This is a genomic window from Cupriavidus sp. 01L415 (assembly GCF_056400065.1).
The window spans coordinates 216,280-242,766 of sequence record NZ_JBFTSP010000002.1 but is presented as its reverse complement, the minus strand read 5'-3'; the positions used below and the strand labels follow the sequence as shown (position 1 = coordinate 242,766).

At 66.6% G+C, this 26,487-nt stretch carries 23 protein-coding genes; 2 read left to right on the top strand and 21 right to left on the bottom strand.

The window, feature by feature from the left end; genetic code table 11:
- Positions 1-7 precede the first annotated feature (7 nt).
- The 21 genes from ssuC to AC1DOX_RS06290 form a co-directional block, all read right to left on the bottom strand.
- Entirely contained in the window at positions 8-835 is an 828-nt protein-coding gene (ssuC, locus tag AC1DOX_RS06390) for an aliphatic sulfonate ABC transporter permease SsuC (RefSeq protein WP_441614966.1), read from the bottom strand.
- A gap of 15 nt (positions 836-850) precedes the next feature.
- Complete coding sequence (gene ssuD / locus AC1DOX_RS06385) at positions 851-2,014, bottom strand: FMNH2-dependent alkanesulfonate monooxygenase (protein ID WP_441615066.1); 1,164 nt, start codon at positions 2,012-2,014, stop codon at positions 851-853.
- A gap of 32 nt (positions 2,015-2,046) precedes the next feature.
- Positions 2,047-3,177 (bottom strand): sulfonate ABC transporter substrate-binding protein, encoded by a 1,131-nt coding sequence (locus AC1DOX_RS06380; protein ID WP_441614968.1) that lies wholly within the window; start codon positions 3,175-3,177, stop codon positions 2,047-2,049.
- A gap of 274 nt (positions 3,178-3,451) precedes the next feature.
- Positions 3,452-4,459 (bottom strand): sulfate ABC transporter substrate-binding protein, encoded by a 1,008-nt coding sequence (locus tag AC1DOX_RS06375; protein WP_092134113.1) that lies wholly within the window; start codon positions 4,457-4,459, stop codon positions 3,452-3,454.
- Positions 4,460-5,114: 655 nt separating this feature from the next.
- Positions 5,115-7,703, bottom strand: a complete 2,589-nt coding sequence (gene clpB / locus AC1DOX_RS06370) for an ATP-dependent chaperone ClpB (protein WP_441614971.1) — start codon at positions 7,701-7,703, stop codon at positions 5,115-5,117.
- 235 nt (positions 7,704-7,938) lie between these two features.
- Positions 7,939-8,850 carry a MaoC/PaaZ C-terminal domain-containing protein gene (locus tag AC1DOX_RS06365; RefSeq protein WP_441614973.1) on the bottom strand — a complete coding sequence of 304 codons (912 nt, stop codon included), beginning with the start codon at positions 8,848-8,850 and terminating at the stop codon, positions 7,939-7,941.
- On the bottom strand, positions 8,850-10,994 hold the full coding sequence (locus AC1DOX_RS06360; RefSeq protein ID WP_441614975.1) for a 3-hydroxybutyrate oligomer hydrolase family protein: 2,145 nt from the start codon (positions 10,992-10,994) through the stop codon (positions 8,850-8,852). The genes AC1DOX_RS06365 and AC1DOX_RS06360 overlap by 1 nt, the downstream gene beginning before the upstream one ends.
- A 107-nt stretch (positions 10,995-11,101) precedes the next feature.
- The gene (locus AC1DOX_RS06355) at positions 11,102-12,655 is read right to left on the bottom strand and encodes an acyl-CoA synthetase (RefSeq protein ID WP_441614977.1); all 1,554 of its coding nucleotides are present in this window, start codon (positions 12,653-12,655) and stop codon (positions 11,102-11,104) included.
- 19 nt (positions 12,656-12,674) lie between these two features.
- On the bottom strand, positions 12,675-13,733 hold the full coding sequence (locus AC1DOX_RS06350) for a branched-chain amino acid ABC transporter permease (protein ID WP_441614979.1): 1,059 nt from the start codon (positions 13,731-13,733) through the stop codon (positions 12,675-12,677).
- Positions 13,734-13,752: 19 nt separating this feature from the next.
- The gene (locus AC1DOX_RS06345; RefSeq protein ID WP_441614981.1) at positions 13,753-14,814 is read right to left on the bottom strand and encodes a branched-chain amino acid ABC transporter permease; all 1,062 of its coding nucleotides are present in this window, start codon (positions 14,812-14,814) and stop codon (positions 13,753-13,755) included.
- A 9-nt stretch (positions 14,815-14,823) separates the two neighbouring features.
- Positions 14,824-15,594, bottom strand: a complete 771-nt coding sequence (locus AC1DOX_RS06340; RefSeq protein WP_477101237.1) for an ABC transporter ATP-binding protein — start codon at positions 15,592-15,594, stop codon at positions 14,824-14,826.
- Entirely contained in the window at positions 15,587-16,366 is a 780-nt protein-coding gene (locus tag AC1DOX_RS06335) for an ABC transporter ATP-binding protein (RefSeq protein WP_441614985.1), read from the bottom strand. The genes AC1DOX_RS06340 and AC1DOX_RS06335 overlap by 8 nt, the downstream gene beginning before the upstream one ends.
- A 13-nt stretch (positions 16,367-16,379) precedes the next feature.
- Complete coding sequence (locus tag AC1DOX_RS06330) at positions 16,380-17,567, bottom strand: substrate-binding domain-containing protein (protein ID WP_441614987.1); 1,188 nt, start codon at positions 17,565-17,567, stop codon at positions 16,380-16,382.
- Positions 17,568-17,636: 69 nt separating this feature from the next.
- Positions 17,637-18,251, bottom strand: a complete 615-nt coding sequence (locus tag AC1DOX_RS06325) for a TetR/AcrR family transcriptional regulator (protein ID WP_441614989.1) — start codon at positions 18,249-18,251, stop codon at positions 17,637-17,639.
- A gap of 112 nt (positions 18,252-18,363) precedes the next feature.
- Positions 18,364-18,744 (bottom strand): fluoride efflux transporter CrcB, encoded by a 381-nt coding sequence (gene crcB / locus AC1DOX_RS06320; protein WP_441614991.1) that lies wholly within the window; start codon positions 18,742-18,744, stop codon positions 18,364-18,366.
- A 16-nt stretch (positions 18,745-18,760) separates the two neighbouring features.
- Positions 18,761-19,237 (bottom strand): molybdopterin synthase catalytic subunit MoaE, encoded by a 477-nt coding sequence (gene moaE, locus AC1DOX_RS06315; RefSeq protein WP_441614993.1) that lies wholly within the window; start codon positions 19,235-19,237, stop codon positions 18,761-18,763.
- 1 nt (position 19,238) lies between these two features.
- Complete coding sequence (gene moaD / locus AC1DOX_RS06310) at positions 19,239-19,496, bottom strand: molybdopterin converting factor subunit 1 (RefSeq protein ID WP_441614995.1); 258 nt, start codon at positions 19,494-19,496, stop codon at positions 19,239-19,241.
- Between the two features lie 26 nt (positions 19,497-19,522).
- On the bottom strand, positions 19,523-20,764 hold the full coding sequence (locus AC1DOX_RS06305; RefSeq protein ID WP_441614997.1) for a molybdopterin molybdotransferase MoeA: 1,242 nt from the start codon (positions 20,762-20,764) through the stop codon (positions 19,523-19,525).
- Positions 20,765-20,924: 160 nt separating this feature from the next.
- The gene (thrC, locus tag AC1DOX_RS06300; RefSeq protein WP_441614999.1) at positions 20,925-22,370 is read right to left on the bottom strand and encodes a threonine synthase; all 1,446 of its coding nucleotides are present in this window, start codon (positions 22,368-22,370) and stop codon (positions 20,925-20,927) included.
- A 12-nt stretch (positions 22,371-22,382) separates the two neighbouring features.
- Positions 22,383-23,693 (bottom strand): homoserine dehydrogenase, encoded by a 1,311-nt coding sequence (locus AC1DOX_RS06295; protein ID WP_441615001.1) that lies wholly within the window; start codon positions 23,691-23,693, stop codon positions 22,383-22,385.
- Positions 23,694-23,745: 52 nt separating this feature from the next.
- A complete protein-coding gene (locus AC1DOX_RS06290) occupies positions 23,746-24,975 on the bottom strand; it encodes a pyridoxal phosphate-dependent aminotransferase (RefSeq protein WP_441615003.1) in 1,230 nt (409 codons plus the stop codon).
- A gap of 302 nt (positions 24,976-25,277) precedes the next feature.
- On the opposite strand from AC1DOX_RS06290, the gene AC1DOX_RS06285 reads away from it, so the two are divergent.
- Together AC1DOX_RS06285 and AC1DOX_RS06280 are read left to right on the top strand one after the other, a co-directional pair.
- Positions 25,278-25,661 (top strand): Mth938-like domain-containing protein, encoded by a 384-nt coding sequence (locus AC1DOX_RS06285; protein WP_441615005.1) that lies wholly within the window; start codon positions 25,278-25,280, stop codon positions 25,659-25,661.
- A 162-nt stretch (positions 25,662-25,823) separates the two neighbouring features.
- Positions 25,824-26,285: a peroxiredoxin gene (locus AC1DOX_RS06280; RefSeq protein ID WP_092134145.1), complete on the top strand. Its 462-nt coding sequence runs from the start codon at positions 25,824-25,826 to the stop codon at positions 26,283-26,285.
- Positions 26,286-26,487 lie beyond the last annotated feature (202 nt).

Below are 26,487 nucleotides of genomic sequence, written 5' to 3'. Positions count from 1 at the left end.
GTGTTCATCATGAGGCCTGGTAGCCCGGGTGCCAGCGCAGCCAGAACCGCTCCAGCGCGCGCGACAGCACATCGGCCAGCTTGCCCAGCAGCGCATAGAGCAGGATGCCCACGAGCACCACGTCGGTTTGCAGGAACTCGCGCGCGTTCATCGTCATGTAGCCGATGCCGGACTGCGCCGAGATGGTCTCGGCCACGATAAGGATCACCCACATTAGCCCCAGCGAAAACCGCACGCCCACCAGGATATTGGGCAGCGCACCGGGCAGGATGACCTCGCGATACAGGCGCCAGCCGGACAGGCCATAGCTGCGCGCCATCTCCACGAGGCCCGGGTCCACGGCACGGATGCCGTGATAGGTATTCAGGTAGACCGGGAAGAACACGCCCAGCGCCACGAGGAACAACTTGGCGGTCTCGTCGATGCCGAACCACAGGATCACCAGCGGAATCAAGGCCAGCGTGGGGATGTTGCGGACCATCTGCAGCGTGCTGTCTAGCAGCGTGGCGGCGGTGCGGAACGTGCCGGTCAACAGGCCCAGCACGAGGCCGAGCCCGCCGCCCACGGCCAGCCCGACCACGGCGCGCCATGTGCTGACCCAGACGTGCCGCCACAGCTCGCCGGAGGCAGCCAGCGTCCACGCGGCCTCCACGACGGCCAGCGGCGCCGGCAGGACGCGGTTCGACAGCCAGCCCAGTTGCGAGGCAGCCTGCCAGACCACGATCAGCAGCACCGGCACGATCCACGGCGATACCACGCTGGCGATGCGTCGCCAGTCGATCCGGCGCGGCGCGGCGGCAACGGGCGGGCTGGCGTGGTGAATGGGAGCGGACATGCTGCGGCCCTCCCCTTAGCTCTGCGACGCGCGCGGCACGATGCCGGTCGCCATGACTTCGCCAAACGGGCCGGACAGCACCTGCCCCGGCAGCTTGTCTCGCACGGCGCGCGGCAGCAGCGGGAAGACCAGTTCGGCAAATCGATAGGCCTCCTCCAGGTGCGGGTAGCCGGACAGCACGAAGGTGTCGATGCCCAGCGCCGCGTATTCCTCGATGCGTGCGGCCACGGTCTTCGGGTCGCCGACCAGCGCCGTGCCCGCGCCGCCGCGCACCAGGCCCACGCCAGCCCACAGGTTCGGGCTAATTTCCAGCGCCTCGCGCGTTCGCCTTGCGCCGCCGGCATGCAGTGCCGCCATGCGGCGTTGCCCTTCCGAGTCCATCTTGGCGAAGACGGCCTGCGCACGCGCCACGGTCTCGTCGTCCAGGCGGCTGATCAGGTCTTCCGCCGCAGCCCAGGCTGCCGTATCGGTTTCGCGCACGATCACATGCAGGCGGATGCCGAACTTCACCGTGCGCCCATGCTTCGCGGCCCGGGCACGCACGTCGGCCAGCTTCTTGGCGACGTCGGCAGGCGGCTCACCCCATGTCAGATAGGTATCGACCTGTTCGCCGGCCAGGTCGTGCGCGGCTTCCGACGATCCGCCGAAATACACCGGCGGGTGCGGTCGCTGCACGGGCGGGTACAGCACGCGGGCGCCCTTCACGGTCAGATGCTTGCCGCTGAAATTGATCTCGCCGCTGTCGTGGCTGGCCGCCAGCACGTCGCGCCAGATGCGGATGAACTCCGCCGACGCCTCGTAGCGCGCGGCGTGATCGAGGAACAGCCCGTCGCCCTCCAGCTCGGCCACATCGCCGCCGGTGACGAGGTTGACCAGCAGCCGGCCACCGGACACGCGGTCGAACGTGGCCGCCATGCGCGCGGCGAGCGTCGGCGTCATCAGTCCCGGACGCACGGCCACGAGGAACTTGAGATTGCGCGTGACCGCCGCCAGCGCCGATGCGGCGACCCACGGGTCTTCGCACGAGCGGCCGGTGGGAATCAGCACGCCCTCATAGCCGAGCGTGTCGGCGGCGACGGCCACCTGCCTGAGATAGTCGAAGCTGACCTCGCGCGCGCCCTCGGATGTGCCAAGGTAGCGGCTGTCGCCGTGGGTGGGAATGAACCAGAAGACTTGCATGTCGTGTGCCTTGTTGCCGGAGGTGTTGGGGGTCAGCGCCGGGCCTGCTCTGACGCTGCGGGCGATCCCGTCGACGAGATTGACGCGGGCGACGTGGGCGACGCGGGCGGCACCCACGCGGCATCGGCCACCCGGATCGGCTTGGGAATCAGGCGGAGCGTCTGGAAGGCGTCGGCGATACGCTGCTGTTCGGCCAGCACGTCAGCCGTCACGGGCTTCGCGCCGTAGGAGAAGCGCGACACGGCCAGTTCCAGCACGGCCGCATCGAGGCCGGTTTCGCGCGTCAGCACCGCGGTGGTCTCCTTCGGATTCTTCTCCGCCCACGCGCCCAGTAGCGCGAGTTCGTCGAGGATCGTCGTCACGATGTCTGGCCGGGCCTGCGCGTAGGGGCGCGAGGCCAGATAGAACTGATGGTTGCTGACCACGTTCTTGCCGTCGGTGGTGCGGCCATCGGCCAGCACGCGCGCGCCCAGTTGCTTTTCGGCGGCCGCCAGGAACGGGTCCCAGATCACCCACGCGTCCACGGCGCCGCGCTCGAAGGCGGCACGCGCATCGGCGGGCGGCAGATACACGGGTTGAATCTCGCTATAGGCCACGCCGACGCGCTCGAGCTGGCGCACCAGCAGGTAGTGCACGTTGGAACCCTTGTTCAGCGCCACGCGCTTGCCGCGCAGGTCCGCGACGGTTTTCAGGCCGGAGCCCTTCGGCACGACGATCGCCTCGGCGGTCGGCGCGGGCGGTTCATTGCCGATGTAGGCCAGTTGCGCGCCGGCAGCCTGCGCAAAGATCGGCGGGGCCTCGCCCACGGTGCCGAAATCGATCGCGCCCACGTTCAGCCCTTCCAGCAATTGCGGGCCCGCCGGGAATTCGGTCCATTTGACGGTGATGCCCTGCGACGCCAGGCGCTTTTCCAGCGTGCCACGCGCCTTGAGCAGCGTCAGCGTGCCGTACTTCTGGTAGCCGATGCGCAGCAGCTTGGGATGGACGGTCTGCGATTGCGCCTGCACTGGCGTGGCCAGCAGGCCATAGGCCAGTCCGGTGGCGATCACCAGTGCGCCGAGCAGCAGGCGGCGGCGCAGCGATGTCGTGGCAGGCAGCTTGTCGGCACGGTGGCCGGTATCGGGTGGGGTCAGTGCGGACGGGGTCAGCGTGGGCGATGTCATGCGAGATTCCTTGAATGCGGTCCGGGAGAAGAATCGGGTTCGGCGGGCAACACGGGGCCCTGCCGGCGGCGCGGTGCATGTCAGTGCATCGTGGCGCGGCAAGAAGCGTCAGCGGGTTACCGGGGAGCGCGTCGCGGTCAGGCGCGGCGGCGCAAGGGATTCAGGTCAGGCGGGACATCGCCGGCAGGCAATGCGAAACAGGATGGCGGACATCGAGGGCTCCCTTCATCAGGTGGGCGGGGGCGCCGCGCGTGGCAACACCCCCGCGCCGGATTTACTTCTTGCCCGGCTGGTAGACCTGGTCGAACGATCCGCCATCGGCAAAGTGGGTCTTCTGGGCTTTCTGCCAGCCGCCGAATGCTTCATCGATCGTGAACAGCTTCACCTTCGGGAAGCTGGCCGCGTACTTGGCGGCAATCTTCTCGGAAATCGGACGGTAGTAGTTCTTGGCCGCGATTTCCTGGCCTTCATCGGTGTACAGGAACTGCAGGTAGGCTTCGGCCGCCTTGCGGGTGCCCTTCTTGTCCACGACCTTGTCGACCACGGCCACGGGCGGCTCGGCCAGGATCGAGATCGACGGCGCGACGATGTCGAACTTGTCCGGACCCAGTTCCTTGACGGCCAGGATGGCCTCGTTTTCCCAGGCGATCAGCACGTCGCCAAGACCGCGCTCAACGAATGTGGTGGTGGCGCCGCGCGCGCCGGAATCCAGCACAGGCACGTTCTTGAGCAGCGCGCCGACGAATTCCTTGGCGCGGGCCTCGTTGCCGCCCGGCTGGCGCAGCGCGTAGCCCCACGCGGCCAGGTAGTTCCAGCGCGCGCCGCCCGAGGTCTTGGGGTTCGGGGTGATGACCTGCACGCCCGGCTTGACCAGGTCGTTCCAATCCTTGATGTGTTTGGGGTTGCCCTTGCGCACCAGGAACACGATGGTCGAGGTGTACGGCGAGGCGTTGTGCGGCAGGCGCTTCTGCCAGTCGGGCTTGAGCAGGCCTTTCTCCGCGATGGCATCGATGTCGTAGCCGAGCGCCAGCGTGACCACGTCGGCGTCCAGTCCGTCGATCACCGAACGGGCCTGCTTGCCGGAGCCGCCATGGGACTGGCGGATCGTCACGGCGTCGCCGCCCTGGGCCTTCCAGGCCTTGGCAAAGGCGGCGTTCACGTCGACGTACAGTTCACGCGTCGGATCGTAGGACACGTTCAGCAGGTTGGTATTGGCCGAGGCGGTCTGGGCGGCGCCGAGTGCGGCAAGTACGGCGAGGCCGATGGCCAGCTTGCGAATCATCTTGTCTTGCTCCCGTCAGGTGTCGTGAAATGTGCGCGGCTTTCTGTGGCGGGCCGCGGTGTTGGCCGGCCCCGCGCAGAGGCAGGGCTTCTGTCAGGCTTAGAGACTACCGACGGGGGTATCTGAACGGAACGAATGGTTTCGCCGATCCAAGCACGAAATTTGCATAAGATCGGACGGGAATATGCACATTCCCGCTGGCCGGGTCATATCGGCAGGCTGGCAGACGTGCATTTTGGGGACGGGGCGGGGAAATATGGCGCGGGCCGAGGGTCCGACTGGCGCCAAGGGGCCGAAGAGTCGGGGCCCATAACGGGGGCCCATAACGCCGAGCCCAAAAGAAAAAACCCGCGGCACTGGAGAAGTGTCGCGGGTCAAGTTTCCATCCGGAAACGGGTAGACAAGTCATGAAGAGCGCCCCCGCATCTCCATGACGTTTTGGATATTAGCCAGTGACCCCCGCCTCCGGATTGACCCATATCAACCGGCGCAGAACGGGTGACACTTCGGTACAAAGTCGGGCGATAACCCCGGGCTTGGGGCTGCGCCCAAGCGTATCAGGCGTGGCTTTGATGGCGCGGAACCCCGCAAAAAAACCCCGGAGGGCATCCGCCCTGCGGGGGTGTTTCAAACGGCCGGTACCGGTTTCTGGACTTCAGTGCGTCGCGCCGCCAAATGTGAACTCGCCGTCCACGTAGTCCACCGGCACCACGTCCTTCGCCGCAAACCTGCCCTCCAGGATGGCCTTGGCCACCGGATTCTCGATCTGCTGCTGGATCGCGCGCTTCAGCGGCCGTGCGCCGAACACCGGGTCGTAGCCCGCGCTGGCGATCTTCTCCAGCGCGCGATCCGTAACTTCCAGCGTCATGTCCATGCGCGCCAGGCGCGACTGCAGACGTTGCAGCTGGATGCGCGCGATGGACTCGATATGCTTCTGGTCCAGCGCGTGGAACACCACCACCTCGTCGATCCGGTTCAGGAACTCCGGCCGGAAATGCGTGCGCACTTCCTGCCAGACCGCACCCTTCACCACGTCCTGCGGTTCGCCGGCCATCGACTGGATCAGGTGCGAGCCCAGGTTGGACGTCATCACGATCACCGTGTTCTTGAAGTCCACCGTGCGGCCCTGCCCGTCCGTCAGGCGGCCATCGTCCAGCACCTGCAGCAGCACGTTGAAGACATCCGGGTGCGCCTTCTCGACTTCATCCAGCAGGATCACGGAATACGGCTTGCGACGCACCGCCTCGGTCAGGTAGCCGCCTTCCTCATAGCCCACGTAGCCCGGGGGCGCGCCGATCAGCCGGCTGACGCTGTGCTTCTCCATGAACTCGCTCATGTCGATCCGGATCAGATGGTCCGCCGAATCGAACAGGAACTCGGCCAGGGCCTTGGTCAGCTCGGTCTTGCCGACGCCGGTCGGCCCCAGGAACAGGAACGATCCGTACGGCCGGTTCTCGTCCGACAGGCCGGCACGCGAGCGGCGGATGGCGTCGGACACCAGCCGCACGGCCTCGTCCTGGCCCACCACGCGTGCATGCAGGCGGTCTTCCATCTTCAGCAGCTTCTCGCGCTCGCCCTGCATCATCTTGGCGACGGGGATACCCGTGGCACGGCTTACCACCTCGGCAATTTCCTCGGCGCCCACCTGCGTGCGCAGCAGCCTGTTGGGCTGCTTCTGCTCGCTGGACTCCGCCTTGGTGGCAGCCTGCATCTTGCCTTCCAGCTCCGGCAGCTTGCCGTACTGGAGCTCCGCCACCTTGTCGAGCTTGCCCTCGCGCTGCAGGCGCGTGATCTCGACCTTGATCTTCTCGATCTCTTCCTTCAGCGCCGCCGCGCCCTGGGCGGCGCCCTTCTCCGCGCGCCAGATCTCGTCGAGGTCCGCATACTCCTTCTCCAGTCGGACGATTTCCTGCTCGATCAGCTCCAGCCGCTTGCGCGACGCCTCGTCGCTTTCCTTCTTCACGGCCTCCCGCTCGATCTTGAGCTGGATCGTGCGGCGCTCGAGCTTGTCCATCGCCTCCGGCTTGGAGTCGATTTCCATCTTGATGCGCGCCGCGGCTTCGTCGATCAGGTCGATGGCCTTGTCCGGCAGGAATCGATCCGTGATGTACCGGTGCGACAGTTCCGCCGCCGCGACGATGGCCGGGTCGGTGATCTCCACGCCGTGGTGCAGTTCGTACTTTTCCTGCAGGCCGCGCAGGATGGCGATGGTGGCCTCCACGGTCGGCTCGTCCACCAGCACCTTCTGGAAGCGGCGTTCCAGCGCGGCATCCTTCTCGATGTACTTGCGATATTCGTTGAGCGTCGTCGCGCCGATGCAGTGCAGCTCGCCGCGCGCCAGCGCCGGCTTGAGCATGTTGCCGGCGTCGATCGCGCCCTCGGCCTTGCCCGCGCCCACCATTGTGTGGATTTCGTCGATGAAGACGATGGTCTGGCCCTCGTCCTTCGCCACGTCATTCAGCACGGCCTTCAGGCGTTCCTCGAATTCGCCGCGATACTTGGCGCCCGCCAGCAGGCCGGCCATGTCCAGCACCAGCACGCGCTTGTTCTTCAGGCTCTCCGGCACTTCGCCGTTGACGATGCGCTGCGCCAGGCCCTCGACGATGGCGGTCTTGCCCACGCCGGGTTCGCCGATCAGGACCGGGTTGTTCTTGGTGCGGCGCTGCAGGATCTGGATCGCACGACGGATCTCGTCGTCACGGCCGATCACGGGGTCGAGCTTGCCCGCGCGGGCGCGCTCGGTCAGGTCCACGGTGTACTTCTTGAGCGCCTCGCGCTGCGATTCGGCATCGGCGCTGTTGACGTTGTCGCCACCGCGTACGGCGGTGATGGCGGCCTCGAGCGACTTGCGCGACAGGCCGCTCTCGCGGGCGATACGACCCGCCTCGCCCTTGTCGTCGGCCACGGCGAGCAGGAACAGCTCGCTGGCGATGAACTGGTCGCCGCGCTTGATCGCTTCCTTCTCCGTGGCGTTCAGCAGGTTGTTCAGGTCGCGGCCGACCTGGACCTCGTTGGTGCCTTGCACCTGCGGCAGCCGCTTGATCGCGGCGTCCAGCGCGGTTTGCAGCCCGCTGACGTTGACGCCGGCGCGCGACAGCAGCGTCCTGGCCGCGCCGTCGTCCTGGGCCAGCAAGGCGCGCAGCAGATGCTGGGATTCGATGTACTGGTTGTCGTTGCCCAGCGCCAGGCTTTGCGCATCAGCCAGCGCTTCCTGGAACCGGGTGGTGAATTTATCAAGTCGCATTAGGAGCCCTCTCTCTCGGAAAGTGTGTCCTGCTGCGGGGCGCGGCGGTCAGGTCGGCTGACCGCGCGCAAATGCCCTGCCGGACACGTTACTCCCGAAAGATAGGGCTTTGTCTTGCCATTTCAAGGCACGAATGTTGCGGTGCGTGAGCCGGCGGGTGGAGATCGCCGCGCCGGACGAAACGTGCCTGAAACCGCACCCGGCGGGATGGTCGGCCGGAAGCCGGCCCGGCGCCTCAGGCGGCGCGGACGACAGCCTTGTCTTCGAGGTTGCGTACCAGCACGAGCGCCTCGCCGTGCACCACCACGCGGCCGTCGCCGCCGGTGACGACGGTGGCCAGGTTGACCAGGTCCTTGTCCGCCCGCAGCCGGACGATGCGAACGGCAGCCGTCAGCGGCTCGCCCAGCCGGGCCGGCGAGCACAGCCGCAGCGACTGTTTCATCCAGCCGGTGCCGCGCCCCGGCAGCTGGGTGCCGAGCAGGTCCGAGAACATGCCCGCGAGCAGCGGCAAGGGCACGATGGCGCCCTCGAAGCCCCGGTTGCGCGCGAACACCGGGTCCGTGTAGTAGTCGTTCTCGTCATCGGTCAGTGAGACGTAATCGTCGATATCGGCCGCGCCGAAAGTCCGCGCGGCCGCCGCTTCCTGCCCAAGGCTCAGGTGATACAGGGAAATTTCCCCGCCATCGGCGCCGTGCCCGGCCGTGGCCGGCACCGGACGCGGCTGGTCGGCCAGCATGCCGGCGTCGGCATCCACCAGCAGGCGGGCCTCGCCGTGGGCCGTGACGTACTCGGAAGACTCGGTGAATCGTTCCCGCCCGCGCTGCACGCACCGGATCGCCGCATCCAGCGCGATCTGGTGCGGCCCCGGTGCGTCCAGCATGCCCAGCGTCGCCGCCACGCCGTCACCGACATAGGTCGGGCGCGGGAACATCAGCGTCTGCGCCACGGGCAGCACGGGGCGCGGATGGCTGCGTTGCATCTGCGCGCACAGCAGCGCGTAGAGAAACATGCCATGCGCGACCGTGGCGCCGAAGTGCGTGGTGCGGGCGAAATCCGGATCGCAATGAATCGGGTTGTCGTCGCGCGAGAGTGCGGCAAAGCGGTCGAAATCCGCCTGGACCAGCACGCGCGGGCGGGAAGCGTTCATCAGTTGGGCACCTCCACGGTTGAGCCGTTGACCAGGATCATATCGCCCACGAGCGGGGTTGCGGTGATGGCCGGCACGTTGGACGGCAGGATCTGCGGCGCCGGCGACGCCGTGCCACCCCGCTTGACGGTCCGCACCACCTGCGACGGCGGCAGCGGCGTGTTGTTGCGCAGGTTGGCGTAGACCGCATCCAGCGCCCGGTTCACGTACACGTGCAGCGGAATGAAGTTGTTGGCATAGCCCGGCAGCACGTCGATGAACGCGTCAAAGTGCTGGCCATTTTCCACCTCGATATACGACAGCTTGCTGGCGCTGCCCTCCGTCACCTTGTTGAAGCCCAGGTACGGACGCGAGGTGTGGTTGACCGGCAGCAGGCCATCGCTGCGGCCATGCACGATCATCGCGGGCTTGCCGCGCAGGTTGCCGTTGCGCAGCGTCTGCGAGATGCCGGTCTGCAGCGCCAGTGCCTGGGCCGAGGTGCCGGTCAGCAGGTCCCGCAGGCACAACGCGCCCGGCGTGTTGGCTTCCTGCACGTTGGTGCCCGCCGTGATCGACACAAAGTCGCGCGTCGGACCGCCCACGGCGCTCTCGTTGATCAACGTCACGCCGCCGCCCGGCGGCACGCCATTGCCGGTGGAGAACATCACGTTCAGCGTGGCCGGGGCAATCGTCAGCGGCACGATGCCCCCGCCGATTGCCGCATAGCTGTAGCCGCAGAGCTTGTCGGTCACGCTGGCGCGCGCGTACGCATTGGCGTAGGTCGCCGAGATCGCACTGGCCACTTCCAGCGACGACAGCGAGGCATGCAGCACGTCCGATTCCGGCTCCCAGCCGGCCAGATGCAGCTTCGCCAGCGCATCGGCGGACTGCGCCGCGATGTTTCCCCCCGTCACCTTGCCGGCCGAGGCCAGCGCGGCGCAACGGTTGCCGCCTTGTGGCGCCACCCCCGCCGCGAACGGCACCGGTAGCGTCACCTGGCTCGCGCACAGCGACAGCAGGTTGGCCGTCGTGGTGTAGTCGTACAGATGCTTGCCCGACGCGGCCACCTGCACGCCGCCGCGCTTGACCGTGATGCCGGCGGTCGGCGGCAGGTTCACATTGGGTTCGCCCACGGCCACGCCGTCGATCAGGCCGGTGGTGTCCTGCTCCGCGGCGGCGATGGCCGCGCCGCCGCCGTTGGAGACGGCCGAGGCAATCACCAGGATCTTGTCCTTGGTGAGCGATGCCTGCCGGGTGCCGTTGATGCTGGTCGCGCCGAACTTGTCATTGATCGCAAAGATCGCAAACTCGATGGCCTGCAAGGTGTTCTGGCCCCAGTTGGCCTCCGGGTTTTGCTTCGAGTGCGCGTGCTTGAACGCCAGCCGGTGCGGATTGGCCGTCGTGAAATCCGCCAGCGACATCGTGCCCGGCTGCGCGGCGAACTGCGCCAGCTTGCCGGCGGCGCTCCGCGTCTGGCGCGTGCCGTCGATCAGCGGCACGGTATCGGTATCGAGGTCGTGCGGCGCGGCCCCGGTGCCCTTGTCCGTATAGGCCACCGCGCAGCCGTGCTTGAGCCCCCATTCGCCCACGGCGATGCCGCCATAGACGCCGCGGGATCCCGACGACGTCGCCGAGATCAGGCACGGATTGGCCGGATCGAACGAATTCGGGATCTGCGCCATCAGCGTGACGTTCTGCTGGCCGGAGCCATCGTCGGCAAACGCCAGGTATTCCGTGCCCGCGATCTTGCCCTGCCCGGTTGTCACATTGCCCTGCGCGTCCACGTTGGGGCCGTAGAGCGTGCCGTAGCCGCCCAGCGGATTGGTGTCGACGATCGCGCGGTAGTTGTTGTAGATCGCGTAGCGGCGCAGCTCCGCCGCCGTGGGTGCGGCCGGATTGGCCGGCACCGGCGCGGTGGCGCTGCCGATGCCGTCCTTGCCCAGACCGGCGGTCAGCAGGTCGTCAGACGTGCCGTCGTAGTTCTGGATCTTGACGGTGCCGACCACGAATGCCGGGCTCTTGTTCGGGTTCGAGCCGTTGTCGTTGTTGCTGTTGTTGTCGTCGCTGCCGCCGCAAGCCGCGGCGAGCAGGGCCGCGGCCGCGGCGGCAATGACGGTGCGGCGCCGATGGCGCCTGGGAACCTGCGGGGTGTGACGGGGTTGCATGACATGTCTCCTGTGGGTACCGCAACAACCATGGATTGCTGATAACGGGATGAGACAAACGAACTGCAACTGCGAACTGCCGAAGGGAAATCGGGATGCTTAGTGCGCTACCGCGTGCCGGCCTGCGCGCGCAGCTTGTGCTTTTCGACCTTGCCGGATGGTGTGCGGGGCAGCGCCGGCAGGAACCGCACGTGGCGCGGCACCTTGTAGCCGGCCAGGTGGGCGCGGCAATGCGCGATGACGGCGTCGGCATCCAGCGTCATGCCGGGGCGGACCACCACCAGCGCCATGCCCACTTCGCCCCAGCGCACGTCCGCCATGCCGATCACGGCAACCTCCGACACCGCCGGCAGCTGGAACAACACGTTTTCCACCTCGGCCGGATAGACGTTCTCGCCGCCGGAGATGTACATGTCCTTGGCGCGGTCGACGATGTAGTAGTCGCCCTCCTCGTCCATGTACGCGATATCGCCCGAATACAGCCAGCCATCGCGGATGGCCGCGGCGGTGGCCTCGGGCAGGTTCCAGTACCCCGGCGTCACGCCCGGGCCCTTGATCAGCAGCTCCCCGCGTTCACCGGGGCCCACGTCGCGCCCCAGCGGATCGACGATGCGCGTGAGCATCGACCCGACCGGCTTGCCGATGGTGCCGATCTTGCGGCGCGCGGTGGCCTCGTCGGTCACGAACACGGTGGGGCCGGTCTCGGTCATGCCGAAGCCGAAGCAGATGGTCACGCCCTTGGCCAGGTACATCTCCAGCAGCGGACGCGGCACCGGCGATCCGCCGGCCGCCATGTTGCGGATGCCCGAGAAATCGGTCTGGCCGAAGCCCGGATGCTGGCTCAGGAACAGGTAGATCGCCGGAACCGCGAAGAACATCGTCACGCGGTCTTCCGGGGCCGCGCGGCTGTCGAGCTGGCGCAGCGTCTGGCCGGCGTCGAACTGGTGCAGGATATGGACCGTGCCGCCCGCGTGCAGCACCGGGTTGGCATACAGGTTCAGCCCGCCCGTATGGAAGAACGGCAGTACCGACAGGAAGACGTCGTCGCGGCTCAGGCGGTTGGCCAGCATCGCGTTGACGGCGTTGCAATAGACCATGCCATAGGTCTGGATCACGCCCTTTGGCCGGCCCGTGGTGCCGGACGTGTACAGCAGGTGCCAGACCTCGTGCTCGTCGCGGCACGGCATTTCCATCGCGCGGCCGGAGGAGGCGGCGAGCACCGCCTCGTACTCGGTCCAGCCGGTCGGCACGTCGGCGGACTCATCATCGGCCAGGTGCAGCACGGCCTTCAGCGGCACGGTGGCCTGGAGCTCGGCGGCCACGCACAGGAAGCCATCGCCGGCGACCAGCACGTCCGGCGTGCAGTCCTCGAGGATCGGCACCAGTTCCGCAACCGGCAGCCGCCAGTTCAGGCAGACCATGACCATGGCGGCCTTGGCGCAGCCGTACAGCATCTCGAGGTAATCGGAACTGTTGTGGGCCAGCACGGCCACGCGCGCCCCGGACCGGAGCCGCAGGCGGCCCGAGAGGTATTCGGCGAAGCGGCTCGCGCGCTCGTCGAACTGACGCCAGGTCACGCGGCGGCCACTCTCCACGTCCACCAGCGCCACTTTGTCCGGATGTCGCCGGGCGTTCTTGTGCAGCCAGTCGATCACATACATGGCGCGCGTCCTCCCCTCGTCAGGCGGCGCGTCCGCGCAGGCGGCCCACCACGCCCTGCGGGAAATAGTAAACGCTCAGCACGAACAGCAGGCCCAGCCAGAGCAACCAGCGGTCCGGGTGCAGCAAGCCGGACACCAGCGGCGCCGCCGCCGTGGCCTCGCTGGCCAGCGTCATCACGTCCTGCAGGTAGGTCTGCGCCAGCAGGAACAACACCGTGCCGATCACGGAACCGTACAGCGTGCCCATGCCGCCGATCACGACGATCAGCAGGATGTCCACCATGATCTCGAACGACAGCGAGGTGTCCGGCCCGTTGTAGCGCAGCCAGAGCGCCATCAGCACGCCGGCCGCCGTGGCGAACAGTGCCGACAGCACCGTGGAGACCGTCCGGTAGACGACGGTGCGGTAGCCGATGGCCTCCGCCCGGAAATCATTCTCGCGGATGGCCTGCAGCACGCGGCCAAACGGAGAATTGACGATGCGCAACAGCGTCAGGAACAGGGCCACGGCGCAGAGGAACACCAGGTAGTAGGTCACCAGCTTGCCGTTTAGCGCCACGCCGAACCACTCGGCATCGCCCAGGCTGAAGCCGGGCGTCAGCACCTCGGGCACCTTGAAGGTCAGGCCGTCTTCGCCGCCGGTCCAGTCGGAGAGCTGCGAGACCAGCGTGGCGAATGCGGTGGCCACGGCCAGCGTGATCATCGCGAAGAAGATCGCCCGCACGCGCAGCGAGAACAACCCCACCAGGAACGCCAGCAAGGCGGAAACCGCCAGCGCGCAGAGCGTGCCGACGGCCAGCGCGCCCCAGCCGGGCGTCATGTTCGACATCGCGATGGCCACGCCATAGCCGCCAATGCCGAAGAACATGGTATGCGCGAACGACACGATGCCCGTGTAGCCCAGCAGCAGGTCGTAGCTGGCCACCAGCACCACGAAGATGCAGATCTTGGCGGCCATGTTCAGCGCGCGGGCGCCGGGGAATGCAAACGGCGCGCAGGCCAGCGCCAGCAGGACGATGAGCAACAGCATGGTCAGTACGCGGCTGCGCGGCAAGTCGCCGGAAAGGAGTCGGATCATGACGTGGGCATCCTTCCGTTCAGCGCCGTGCCACCGGGTAGAGGCCCTGCGGCCGCCACAGCAGGATCAGCATCATCAGGCCGATGTTGGAGAAGAGCGCCACCTTGGGCGCCAGGAAGCCGGTGTAGTTGGCCATCAGTCCCACCAGCAACGCGCCGACGAAGCAGCCCGTGGTGGAGCCCAGTCCACCGATGATGATGACGATGAAGATCAGCACGTTGACCTGCGCGCCGATGGCCGCCGTGATGTTCTGCTGGTACAGGCCCCAGAGCACCCCGCCCAGGCCGGCCAGCGCGGCGCCCGCCATGAACACGCCGATGAACAGACGGCGGATACGGTAGCCGAGCGATTCGACCATCTCGCGGTTTTCCACACCGGCGCGAATCAGCAAGCCAAGGCGCGTGCGGTTGAGCACCAGCAGCATGGCGACGAAGACCACGAGGCCGATCACCACGGCGATCAGGCGGTATTTCTCGATGGCGGCATCGCCCAGCAGCACGGCGCCGCGGAACGTCGCGGGCGTTTGCAGCGCGATGGTCTCCGGGCCCCAGATCGCCTTGATCAGCTGCTCGGCGATGATCATCCCGCCCATCGTGATCAGGATCTGTTTCAGGTGCTGGCCATAGACCGGGCGGATGAGCACGCGCTCGAAGAACAGGCCGACGGCGCCGGCGGCCACCATCGCGGCGACGATGGCCAGCGCGAAGACGGCGAGGTTCAGCATCAGGCTCGGCGCTTCCACCCACGCGCCAAGCGGCAGGAGCACGGAGGCGGCCACGTAGGCGCCCAGCGCGATGAACGCGCCGTGGCCGAAATTCAGCACATCCATCAGGCCGAACACGAGCGTCAGGCCAGAGGACACCACGAAGATGATCATGCCCATCGCCAGGCCGGCAATCGTCAGCGTGAACCATGTGGACGGACTGCCGACCAGCGGCAGCGCGGCGAGCGCCAGCACGGGCGCCAGCGCCAGCGGGGTCCAGTCGAGGCGGACCCTGGGGAGGTCGGCCGGGGTGGCGGCCGTGGCGGTGGCTGGGGTATTGGCCGGCGAGGCGTCGGAGGCGGTGGTCGTTGTCGTCATGGTCCCTCCCTACTGATGCGCCGCCAGCGACAGGCCCAGCAACCGCTGCTGCAGCGCCTCGTCCGCGGCCAGGGCCGCCATCGGGCCCGCGTGCATCGTGCGGCCGTCGTCCATCACGACAACGGTATCGCCCACCGCGCGCGCCATCTGGAAGTTCTGCTCCACCAACAGGATCGATACATCGGTCTGCTTGAGCTCGCGGAAGACGGCGATCATGTTCTGGATGATGGCCGGCGCCAGGCCCTTGGTCGGCTCGTCGACGATCAGCAGCTTGCGCGGCTCGATGATCGCGCGCGCCACCGACAGCATCTGCTTCTGCCCGCCGGACAGCACGCCCGCGCGCTGGTGCCAGAACACCTTCAGCGCCGGGAACATGCGGAACACCCAGTCCAGCCGTTGCGCATCGATGGCGCCGCTGCGCGCGGCCAGCCGCATGTTCTCCTCCACGGTCAGGTCGGCAAACACGCTCATGTTCTCCGGCACGTATGCGATGCCCGCCTGCGCGATGGCCGGCGTGTCCCGGCGCGTGATGTCGGCACCGTCGAACTCGATCTTCCCCGCGCTGGCCCGCCACAGGCCCATGATCGTGCGCAGCGTGGTGGTCTTGCCCGCGCCGTTGCGGCCCAGCAGCATCGTGACGCCGCCGCGCGGCACCTCCAGGTTCACGCCATGCAGGATGTGATACGGGCCGATGTGCGTCTGGACATCGGCGAGTTTCAGGATCGACGGAGTCGGCGGGATCTGCGCCGGCGTGGTGTCGGCCATCGGGGTGTCAGCCATCGACGACCTCCGCTTCCGGCTGCGCCACGCCGAGGTAGGCCTGCTGCACGATTGGCGAGGCGATCACCTCGGCCGGATCGCCGTCGGCCATCAGCGTGCCGTTGTGCAGGACGATGATCCGGTCGGCCAGCGACCGCACCACATCCATCTTGTGTTCCACCAGCAGCACGGTCTTGCTCCGGTCACGCCGGATTTCCTGGATCAGATTCAGGATCACCGGCACTTCGTCCACGCTCATGCCGGCCGTCGGTTCGTCGAACATGAAGACGCGCGGTTGCAGGGCCAGCAGGATGCCCACCTCCAGCTTGCGCTGGTCGCCATGCGGCAGCGCGGCCACGGGCTGGTGGCGCTTGTCGGCCAGCGCTACGCGCGCGAGGCACTCCTCGGCCTCGCGCTGCACGGCGCCGTGGCTGGACCACATCGAAAACAGGTCGATGCCGCGCTGGCGGCGCGCCTGCACGGCCAGCCGCACGTTTTCCAGCACGGACAGGTTCGGGAACAGGCTGGTCAGCTGGAACGCCCGGCCGATGCCGCGACGGGTCTTGTGGGAAACCGGCAGCCGCGTGACATCCTGGCCGTCCAGCAGGATGGTGCCCGACGTCGGTGGCAACTGGCCGGAAATCAGGTTGAAGAAGGTGGTCTTGCCCGCACCATTCGGGCCGACGATGCATGTCAGCTCGCCCGGCCGGAAAACGCACGACACCGCGTTGACGGCCACATGGCCGCCAAAGCGGATCGTCAGATTGCGGGTTTCGAGCGCCACGTCCGTCACGGCGGCACTCCTGTCAGCGCTTGTTGCGGATCGGCACGTTCATTTCCTCCGGCTTGATCTCGCGGACCAGCTCGGGCACGCCCCATGCAAAGGCCGGATCGACCTTGATCTTGAAGTGATACATCGACTGCAGGGCCTGGTGGTCTTCCTTGCGGAAGGTCATCTTGCCCTTGGGCGTATCGAACGACATGCCTTCCATCGCGGCGATCAGCTTGTCGGAGCCGGTGTCGCCGCTGGTCTTCTTCAGCGCCTCCACCACCGCGATGCCGGACGCCATGCCACCGGCGGTAAAGAAGTCCGGCGGCGCCTTGTACTTGCTGTAGTGGTTGGCCACCAGCCACTCATTGGCCTTGTTCTTCGGAATGCCGAAGTAGTAGTACGTGGCGCCCTCCATGCCCGGGAAATTCTTGTAGCTGGCCATGGCCGGCAGGATGTTCCCCCCGGTGGCGATCTCGATGCCGTAGCGCTTCGGATCCAGATCGGCAATCTTGAACGGGTTGCCCGCCCCGGCCCAGATGATGAAGATCACCTTGCGCCCCGGCTTGTCCTTGAGCGCATCGAACAGTCGCTGCGCCCCCGCAGTGAAGTCCGTGGTGTTGGTCGGCAGGTATTCCTCGTGGACGATCTTCGCGTTCTTCAGCGCGCCCTTGAACGCCTTGACGCCATCGCGCCCGAACGCGTAGTCCTGTGCCAGCGTGGCGATCGTCACGCCGGGCTTGTCCAGCGCCACCGCATTGGCGATGGCGTCCTGCGACGAATTGCGGCCGGTGCGGAAGATGTAGCGGTTCCATTTGTCGCCGGTGATGGAATCGGCCACGGCGGGTTCCACCAGCAGCACCTTCTTGTATTCCTCGGCAACCGGCAGCATCGCCAGCGCGGTGCCTGAGGACGTCGGGCCAACCGCGATATCGGCGCGGTCGTCGCTATAGGCCGCCGCCAGCTGGGCCTTGGCCACATCCGGCTTGCCCTGCGTGTCCTTTTCGATCACCACGAGCTTGTTGCCGTTGACGGTCATCGTGCCATTGGTGGCGTAGTCCAGCCCCATCAGCAGCCCGATCTGCGTCTGCTTGGCATAGGCTTCCAGCGCGCCGGTCTTGTCGTAGACGTGGGCGATGCGGATGTCCTTGGCCAGTGCGCCGGTGGCTGCCGATGCGGCGGCCACCGCCAGGCCGATCGCGCAGGCGCTTTGCGTGAATGTCATCGGGTGTCTCCTCTCTTTATGTTGTTTTGCTTTTGTATGGGGGTCCGGAGGACGGGGTTGCGGCGCTGGCTACCGCCCCGCCAACCCGTGTGTGATCAGGTCGAACGCCGAATCCACCACTTTTTCCATCGACGCCGGCCGCTTCCACAACGCGTACCGCATGCCCAGGAAATTGCTGATGCCGATCAGGCACCAGGCGCGCACCTCGGCATCGCCCGGTACGATCTCCCCGGCCTCCTCCGCCTTGGTCAGGCGGCGGCTGTAGAGATCGGCAAATACCTGGAAGTAGCCGATATAGAGCGATTCATCCACGGAGTACGAATCGAGCACGATCCGGTACAGGTTCTTGTGCCGCGCCACGAAGGTCAGGAACGCCCGCAGGCCCAGGCGCTCGGCCTCGATCTGGGTGGCGGCCGGCGCCACGTGCTTGCGCACGTGCGCGCGCACCAGTTCCAGCATGTGCTGGACCAGCGCGCGGAACAGTTCTTCCTTGTCCTTGAAATACAGGTAGAAGGTGCCCATGGCCACCTGCGCCTCCTGCGTGATCTCGGAGATCGAGGCGGCGTGATAGCCCTTTTCGCCGAAGACCTTCTCGGCGGCGCGCAGCAGCGCCTCCCGGGTCTTCTGGCCGCGGGCAGTCTTGGGCGGGGTCAGGCTGGCAATCGCAGTTCCGGACGGGGGCATCGGCTCGGGGCCCTTTCTAGAAACATGACAAGTGATTCATGTTTCATCCTATAAAGGGCCGGACGGCGCTGTCAATTGGTGACTTACCCGTACCTCGCGCGTGCGATGAGGATCAGGAGAGGACCCGGTATGTCCAGATGCCGAGGGCGGTGAGCACCAGCGACCCGCCCAGGTGCAGCGCTATGTGGGCCACCGCCCAGCGGTAGTCGCCGGCCAGCAGGTTGCCGATGACCTCGCTCGAGAAGGTCGAAAACGTGGTCAGACCGCCCAGGAAGCCAGTCACGGCCAGCAACCGCCACTCCTGTGGCAGCGCGGCGTGCGTGTCGAAGAAGGCCACCGCGAGGCCAATCAGGTAGCCCCCGACCAGGTTGGATGCCAGCGTGCCGTAGGGCAGCGCCGGATTGGCGGCATTCCAGAGCACCGAAAATCCCCAGCGCAGCCACGCGCCCACGGCGGCGCCCACGCCGACCGCGACAAAGCCCAGCGGACCCATTCAGTCGTCCTTGTTGTTATTTTTCGTCTGCGTTAAATGATTCGATGCCCCAGCGCCGCAGCGCCGCATCGTCCGAGACGCGCGCATCGACCCAGCGGGCGCCCTCGGGCGTGGCCTCCTTCTTCCAGAACGGGGCCTCGGACTTCAGGTAGTCCATGATGAATTCGCAAGCGGCAAAGGCGTCACCGCGATGGGCGGATGACACCACCACCAGCACGATCTGGTCCAGCGGCTGCAGCAGGCCGACGCGGTGCACAATCGTCACGCCGAGCAGCGGCCAGCGCTCGCGCGCGGCGGCCTCGATCCGGGCGAGCGCCTTTTCGGTCATGCCGGGATAGTGCTCCAGCTCCATCGTGCTGACGCTGCTGCCGCCGCTGACATCGCGCACCGTGCCGACAAAGCTGGCGACCGCGCCCACGGCGGGATTGCTGGCGCGCAGCGCGGCCACTTCCGCGCCCAGGTCAAAGTCCTCGTGCTGTACGCGCGCGGCCATCTCAGCCTCCGGTCACGGGCGGGAAGAACGCCACCTCGCAGCCATCGGCAAGCGGGGTGTCGGCACGGGCCACGGCGTGGTCCACGGCCATGCGCAGCGCGCGGCCCTCGGCCAGCGCCTCGGCCCAGCCGCCGCCACGGGTACGCAGCCAGCCGCGCAGGTCACCCACCGTACGGACGTCGGCAGGGACCTCGGCACGTTCGGCGCCCTGCCCTACCTGCTCGCGTACGCTTGCGAAATATCGAAGTTCGAGTTGCATGATGATGTCGCCTGCCTCGCCGGCACTCAGGCCAGCAGGCCGTCAAACGAAATGAACTGGACGATGTCGCCGCGCCGGATCGCCTGGTTCGGAGGATTGTCGATCAGCCCGTCGCCCCAGACCGTGGACGTCAGCACGCCGGAGCTCTGGTTCGGGAACAGATCCAGCCCGCCCGCATCGTTGATGCGCGCACGCAGGAATTCGTTGCGGCGGTCACCCGTCGGCAGGTCGAAATCGGCCCGCAGCGGCAGGCGGCGCGGCGTGACGTCCGCCACGCCCTGCAGGCGCAGCAGGAATGGCCGCACGAACAGCAGGAACGTCACGAAACTGGACACCGGATTGCCGGGCAGGCCCAGGAAGAAGGCCGGCGCCGCCGCGCCGTTGGCGACTTGCCCGAAGGCCAGCGGCTTGCCCGGCTTGATCGCGATCTGCCACAGGTCAAGCCGCCCTTCGGCGGTGACCGCCGGGCGGATGTGGTCTTCCTCGCCCACCGACACGCCGCCTGACGTGATGATGAGGTCGTTGCCTTCCGCCGCGCGACGCAGCGTGTCGCGCGTGGCGTCCAGGGTGTCCGGCACGATGCCGAAGTCGCTCACCTCGCAGCCGAGGTTTTCCAGCAGGCCGCGCAACGTGAAACGGTTGGAGTTGTAGATGGCGCCCGGCTTGAGCGGTTCGCCGGGCATGGCGAGTTCGTCGCCGGTAAAGAACACAGCCACCCGCACCCGGCGGATCACGTCGAGCTTCGCCTGCCCCACGGATGCCGCCAGCCCCAGCGCCTGCGGCGTGAGCCGCGTGCCGGCGGGCAGGATCTCGCTGCCGGCCTCGATATCCTCGCCGGCGCGGCGAATCCATTCGCCCGATGCCGGCACGTGGTTGACGACCACGGCATCCCCGTCCGCCACGCACTGCTCCTGCATGACCACGGCATCGGCGCCGGGAGGAATCAGCCCGCCCGTGAAGATGCGTGCGGCAGTGCCGGCGGCCAGCGCGCTGCCCACGTGGCCAGCCGGAATCCGCTGCGTCACCGGCAGGCGCGTACCGGGCGCGGGCACGTCGGCGGCGCGCATGACGTAGCCGTCCATCGACGTGTTGTCGGCGGGCGGCACGCGCAGCGAACTGGTCACCGGCGCAGCCAGCACACGGCCGTTGGCTTGCAGCGTGTCGACGGTCTCGGTCTGGGCAATGGGGCGAACCCCGGCCATCAGGGCCTCGAGGGCCTGGGCCATGGTCAGCATCGGGGGACGGTTGGGCGCGGCAGCTTGGGTCATGTGATCGTGGCTGGTAACAGGTTGGCCCCATGAAAAACAGCCCCCGGCGGAACGCCTGGGGGCCGTGGCAGCGGGCCCGGCAAACCCGATTGTAGCGAGTTGGCGCCGGACCGGCGGGCAGAAGCGCCGGGCGACCGTGCCCGGCATGACAGGCCCCTGATTACAGGCCCGTGTGACGGGCAATGTACGCCTTGACCGTGTCGGCACTGGCCGGCATGACCTCGAAGCGCTGCGGCAGCTTTTCGATGCCGTCGAACGCGGCCGGACGCTCGGGCTCGTGGCCCAGCGCCTCGCGAATCGTGTCGGCGAACTTGGCCGGCAGTGCCGTTTCCAGCACGACCATCGGCACGCCCGCGGACAGGTGCTCGCGCGCCACCTTCACGCCATCGGCGGTATGGGTGTCGATCGTCACGCCATAGCGCTGGTTGACGTCGCGGATCGTGGCCAGGCGGTCGTCATGCGTGCTGCGGCCGGAGACAAAGCCGAACTGGCGGATGCGGTCGAATTCCGGCGTGCCGGCCAGGTCGAAGCCGCCCTGGCCATCCACGTCGCGGAACAACGCCGCCAGCTTGCCGGCATCCTGGCCCAGCAGATCGAACACGAAGCGCTCGAAGTTGGACGCCTTGGAGATGTCCATGCTCGGGCTCGACGTGTGGTACGTCTGCGCCGACGTGCGCACGCGGTACGTGCCGGTGCGGAAGAACTCGTCGAGCACGTCGTTCTCGTTGGTGGCCACCACCAGCTTGTCGATCGGCAGGCCCATCATGCGCGCGATGTGGCCGGCGCAGACGTTGCCGAAGTTGCCGGACGGCACGCAGAACGACACCTTCTGGCCGGGGCCATCGGTCGCCAGCAGCCAGCCCTTGAAGTAGTACACCACCTGGGCCACCACGCGCGCCCAATTGATCGAATTGACCGTGCCGATGCGCTGGCGAGCCTTGAACGCGTGATCGTTGGAGACGGCCTTGACGATATCCTGCGCGTCGTCGAATACGCCTTCGATGGCGATGTTGAAGATGTTCGGGTCCTGCAGGCTGAACATCTGCGCGGTCTGGAACGCGCTCATCTTGCGATGCGGGCTCAGCATAAACACGCGGATGCCTTCCTTGCCGCGCATCGCATATTCGGCGGCGCTGCCGGTGTCGCCCGAGGTGGCACCCAGGATGTTGAGCTTCAGCCCGGCCCGCTTCAACGCGTACTCGAACAGGTTGCCCAGCAACTGCATCGCCATGTCCTTGAAGGCCAGCGTCGGGCCGTTGGACAGGCCCAGCAGTTGCAGCTTCGTGCCCCCCTCTTCGCCCAGCGTGCGCAGCGGCGTGATGTCGGCGGTGTTGTCGCCCGTGCGCGCGTTGCAGTACACATCGGCCGTGTAGGTCTTGCGCGTCAGCGCGCGCAGGTCCTCGGCGGGAATGTCGTCGCAGAAGCGAGACAGGATCTCGAACGCGAGGTCCGCGTACGGCAGCTTGCGCCAGGCCTCCAGTTCCTCTGCCGTGATTTGCGGGTACTGCTTCGGCAGGTACAGGCCGCCGTCCGGCGCTAGGCCGCCCAGCAGGATCTCGGAGAACGATTGCGGCACGTCATGGCCGCGCGTCGACTGGTATTTCATGGATACGGCGTCTTAGTTCAGTTCTTCCATGCGCAGGCGCGTCACGGCGGACAACACGGTCGACAGCGATTCGATGCTGCGGATGGCGGCGTTGACATGCTTTTCGCGGGTCAGGTGCGTCAGGATGATGATGTCGGTCTGCGGCTCGCCTTCGCGCGATTCCTTCTGCAGCATCGCGTCGATGCTGATGCCGGCTTCGGCCAGGATGCGGGTGATCTCGGCAAGCACGCCGGTCTCGTCGGACACGCGCATGCGCAGGTAGTACGAGCTCGTGACTTCCTCGATCGGCAGCACCGGCACGCTCGACAGTTCGTCCGGCTGGAACGCCAGGTGCGGCACGCGGTGATTCGGGTCCGCGGTGTGCAGGCGGGTCACGTCGACCAGGTCGGCGATCACGGCCGAGGCGGTGGGCTCGGCGCCCGCGCCCTTGCCGTAGTACAGCGTGGCGCCCACGGCATCGGCCTGCACGAGCACGGCGTTCATCGCGCCTTCCACGTTGGCGATCAGGCGCGAGGCCGGCACCAGCGTCGGATGCACGCGCAGTTCCACGCCCTCTTCCCGGCGGCGCGTGATGCCCAGCAGCTTGATGCGATAGCCCAGTTCCTCGGCATACTTGATGTCGATCGCGGACAGGTGCGTGATGCCTTCCACGTGCGCACGGTCGAACTGCACCGGCATGCCGAAGGCGATGGCGCTCATCAGCGTAACCTTGTGCGCGGCGTCGATACCCTCGATGTCAAACGTCGGGTCGGCTTCGGCATAGCCCAGTTGCTGGGCTTCCTTCAACACGGTGTCGAAATCCAGACCCTTGTCACGCATCTCCGACAGGATGAAGTTCGTCGTGCCGTTGATGATGCCGGCGATCCACTGGATGCGGTTGGCGGTCAGGCCCTCGCGCAGCGCCTTGATGATGGGGATGCCCCCGGCCACGGCCGCTTCGAAGGCGACGATCACGCCCTTCTTGCGCGCGGCTTCGAAGATCTCGTTGCCGTGCAGGGCCAGCAGCGCCTTGTTGGCGGTGACCACGTGCTTGCCGTTTTCGATCGCCTTGAGCACGAGCTCGCGGGCGATGCCGTAGCCGCCGATCAGCTCCACGACAATGTCGATGTCCGGACGCGTCACCACCTCGTTCGCATCGCTGACCACATCCACGGTGCCACCGGTCAGCTCGCGGGCGCGCTCGGTGTTGAGGTCGGCGACCACCGCAATCTCAATGCCGCGGCCTGCACGACGACGAATTTCTTCCTGATTGCGCTTGAGCACGTTGAACGTGCCGCTACCGACGGTACCGATGCCGAGAAGGCCGACTTTGATGGGATTCATGGACGTCTGACTCTGGGTTGCTTGATGCGGGAAATGGGGGCGCCCCGGCGGCCTAGGCCGTGCCGTGACGTTTGCGATAGGTTTCCAGGAAGCGGCCCACGCGGCCAATCGCCTCGCGCAGGTCTTCCTCGTGCGGCAGGAACACGATCCGGAAGTGGTCCGGCGCGCCCCAGTTGAAGCCGGTGCCCTGCACCAGCAGCACCTTCGATTCCTGCAGCAGTTCGTAGATGAATTCCTGGTCGTCCTGGATGGGATACATCGACAGGTCGAGCTTGGGGAACAGGTACAGCGCCGCCTTGGGCTTGACGCAGCTGACGCCGGGGATCTTCGTGATCAGCTCGTAGGCCAGGTCGCGCTGGCGACGCAGGCGGCCACCTTCGCCCACGAGGTCGTTGATGCTCTGGTAGCCGCCCAGCGCGGTCTGGATGGCCCACTGGCCCGGCACGTTGGCGCACAGGCGCATCGAGGACAGCATGTTCAGGCCCTCGATATAGTCCTGCGCCGGACGCTTGTCGCCCGACACCACCATCCAGCCGGCGCGGTAGCCGCACGAGCGGTAATTCTTGGACAGTCCGTTGAAGGTCACCGTCAGCACGTCGGTGGACAGCGAACCGATCGACGTGTGCGTGTGGCCGTCGTACAGCACCTTGTCGTAGATCTCGTCGGCAAAGATGATCAGGCCGTGCTCGCGCGCAATGACGACGATCTCTTCCAGCAGCGCATCCGAATACAGCGCCCCGGTGGGGTTGTTCGGATTGATGATGACGATGGCCTTGGTGTTCGGCGTGATCTTGCGGCGGATGTCTTCGAGGTCCGGCATCCATTCGTTGGCCTCGTCACAGACATAGTGCACCGGGGTGCCGCCGGAGAGGCTCACGGCGGCCGTCCACAGCGGATAGTCCGGGGCCGGCACCAGCACCTCGTCGCCACCGTTGAGCAGCGCGTTCATCGCCATCACGATCAGCTCGGACGCGCCGTTGCCGACGTAGATGTCATCCAGCCCCACGCCCTGGATCTTCTTTTCCTGGGTGTAGTGCATGATCGCCTTGCGCGCGGCGAAAATGCCCTTGGAGTCCGAGTAGCCTGCCGAGTTGGGCAGGTTGCGCATCATGTCCTGCTGGATCTCTTCCGGGGCGTCGAAGCCGAACACGGCCAGATTGCCGATGTTCAGCTTGATGATCTTGTGCCCTTCCTCTTCCATCTGCTTGGCCTTTTCCAGCACCGGGCCGCGGATGTCATAGCAAACGTTCTGAAGCTTGTTGGATTTCTGGATGGGTTTCACGATGCGAATGTCAGGGCAGGCTGGCCAGTCTGGCGTGGCAGCGGTCTTGGGAATCTTCTGGAATGTCCTGGGCGTCAGGCGGCGCGTCCGCTGCAATGCAACGCGAACGTGGCAGACAGGGAGGCAAAAGCTATAATTTATCGGATTATGACAGACTTCGGCATGGATTCTTGCATTGCAGCGACCGATTCGGACGGCGCGCGCACGATCCTGCCACCAACCCGTCGCCAGCCCCCGCTGCGGCCCCTCCCGCAGCCGGGATGGCACGCATCGCCCGGCCCGGCGGCACAGAGGTCCCTCCCTTGAGACTCCACGCCGACAAGCCCCAGAATCTGAATACCGTGACCTCCTATGGTCCGGGCTATATCGAAATCAACCTGGTCCGCCACGACCAGTCCGTCCTGGTCATGCCGGAGGGCGAGATCGAGCCGTGGCCCGTCAGCCGCTTTGAAGACCTGGAACCGGCCCACTTCGAGGCGCTGCTGGAAAAAGGCCCCGAAGTCGTGCTGCTGGGCACCGGCGACCGCCTGCGCTTCCCGCACCCCCGCCTGACCGCCGCGCTCTCCCGCCGTCACATCGGCGTGGACGCCATGGACTTGCAGGCCGCATGCCGCACCTACAATATCCTGATGGCCGAAGGCCGCAAGGTGGCCGCGGTGCTGCTGGTGGAGCCCACCGCCGGCTGAACCCCGCCTGCCGAACATATCGTCCGGAAATTTGCCAAGTTGAGCCGGCGCCACGCTTGAAGTCCTGCGGACTGCCCCAATCTGCACCCGCCATGGCACAAGCCCAGTGCAAAAAGGGCCGCCGTCACCGATGATGCACCGCCATCCAGGAGAGCCACCAGCATGACCGTCAGTCTCAACAAGGCCGTCCCCGACTTCCAGGCCCCCGCTACCGGCGGGGACTTCCGGCTTGCCACCCAGCATGGCAAGACCGTGGTGCTGTACTTCTACCCGAAGGACAATACGCCGGGCTGCACCACCGAGGCCATGAACTTCCGCGACGAATACGCGGCCTTCGAGAAGGCCGGCGCCGCGGTGTTTGGCATCTCGCGTGACAGCATGAAGTCGCACGAGAACTTCAAGGCCAAGCTGGAGCTGCCATTCGAACTGATTTCCGATGGCGACGAGGCCATCTGCAATCTGTTCGATGTCATCAAGATGAAAAAGATGTATGGCAAGGAGGTCCGCGGGATCGAGCGCAGCACATTCATCCTCGACAGCAAGGGCATCCTTCGGCACGAGATGCGCGGCATCAAGGTACCGAACCACGTCGACGAGGTGCTGGAGATCGTCAAGGGGATGTAGTCCGGCCGGCCGCCGGTGCAGTGACGATACAGAGACGCAACACCGGCTCGATCGTCTGTCCGGCAACCAATTGCCAAACGGAAATCGTTCGGATACATTGGGCCGTAATGCGTTCAGATCCCAGTTGCCACGCTGCTGCACCGTACCGGCCCAGGCGCCTCAGTCCCCGGGCTGGTAGCGGACCTGCCGCGTCCCGGGTCTG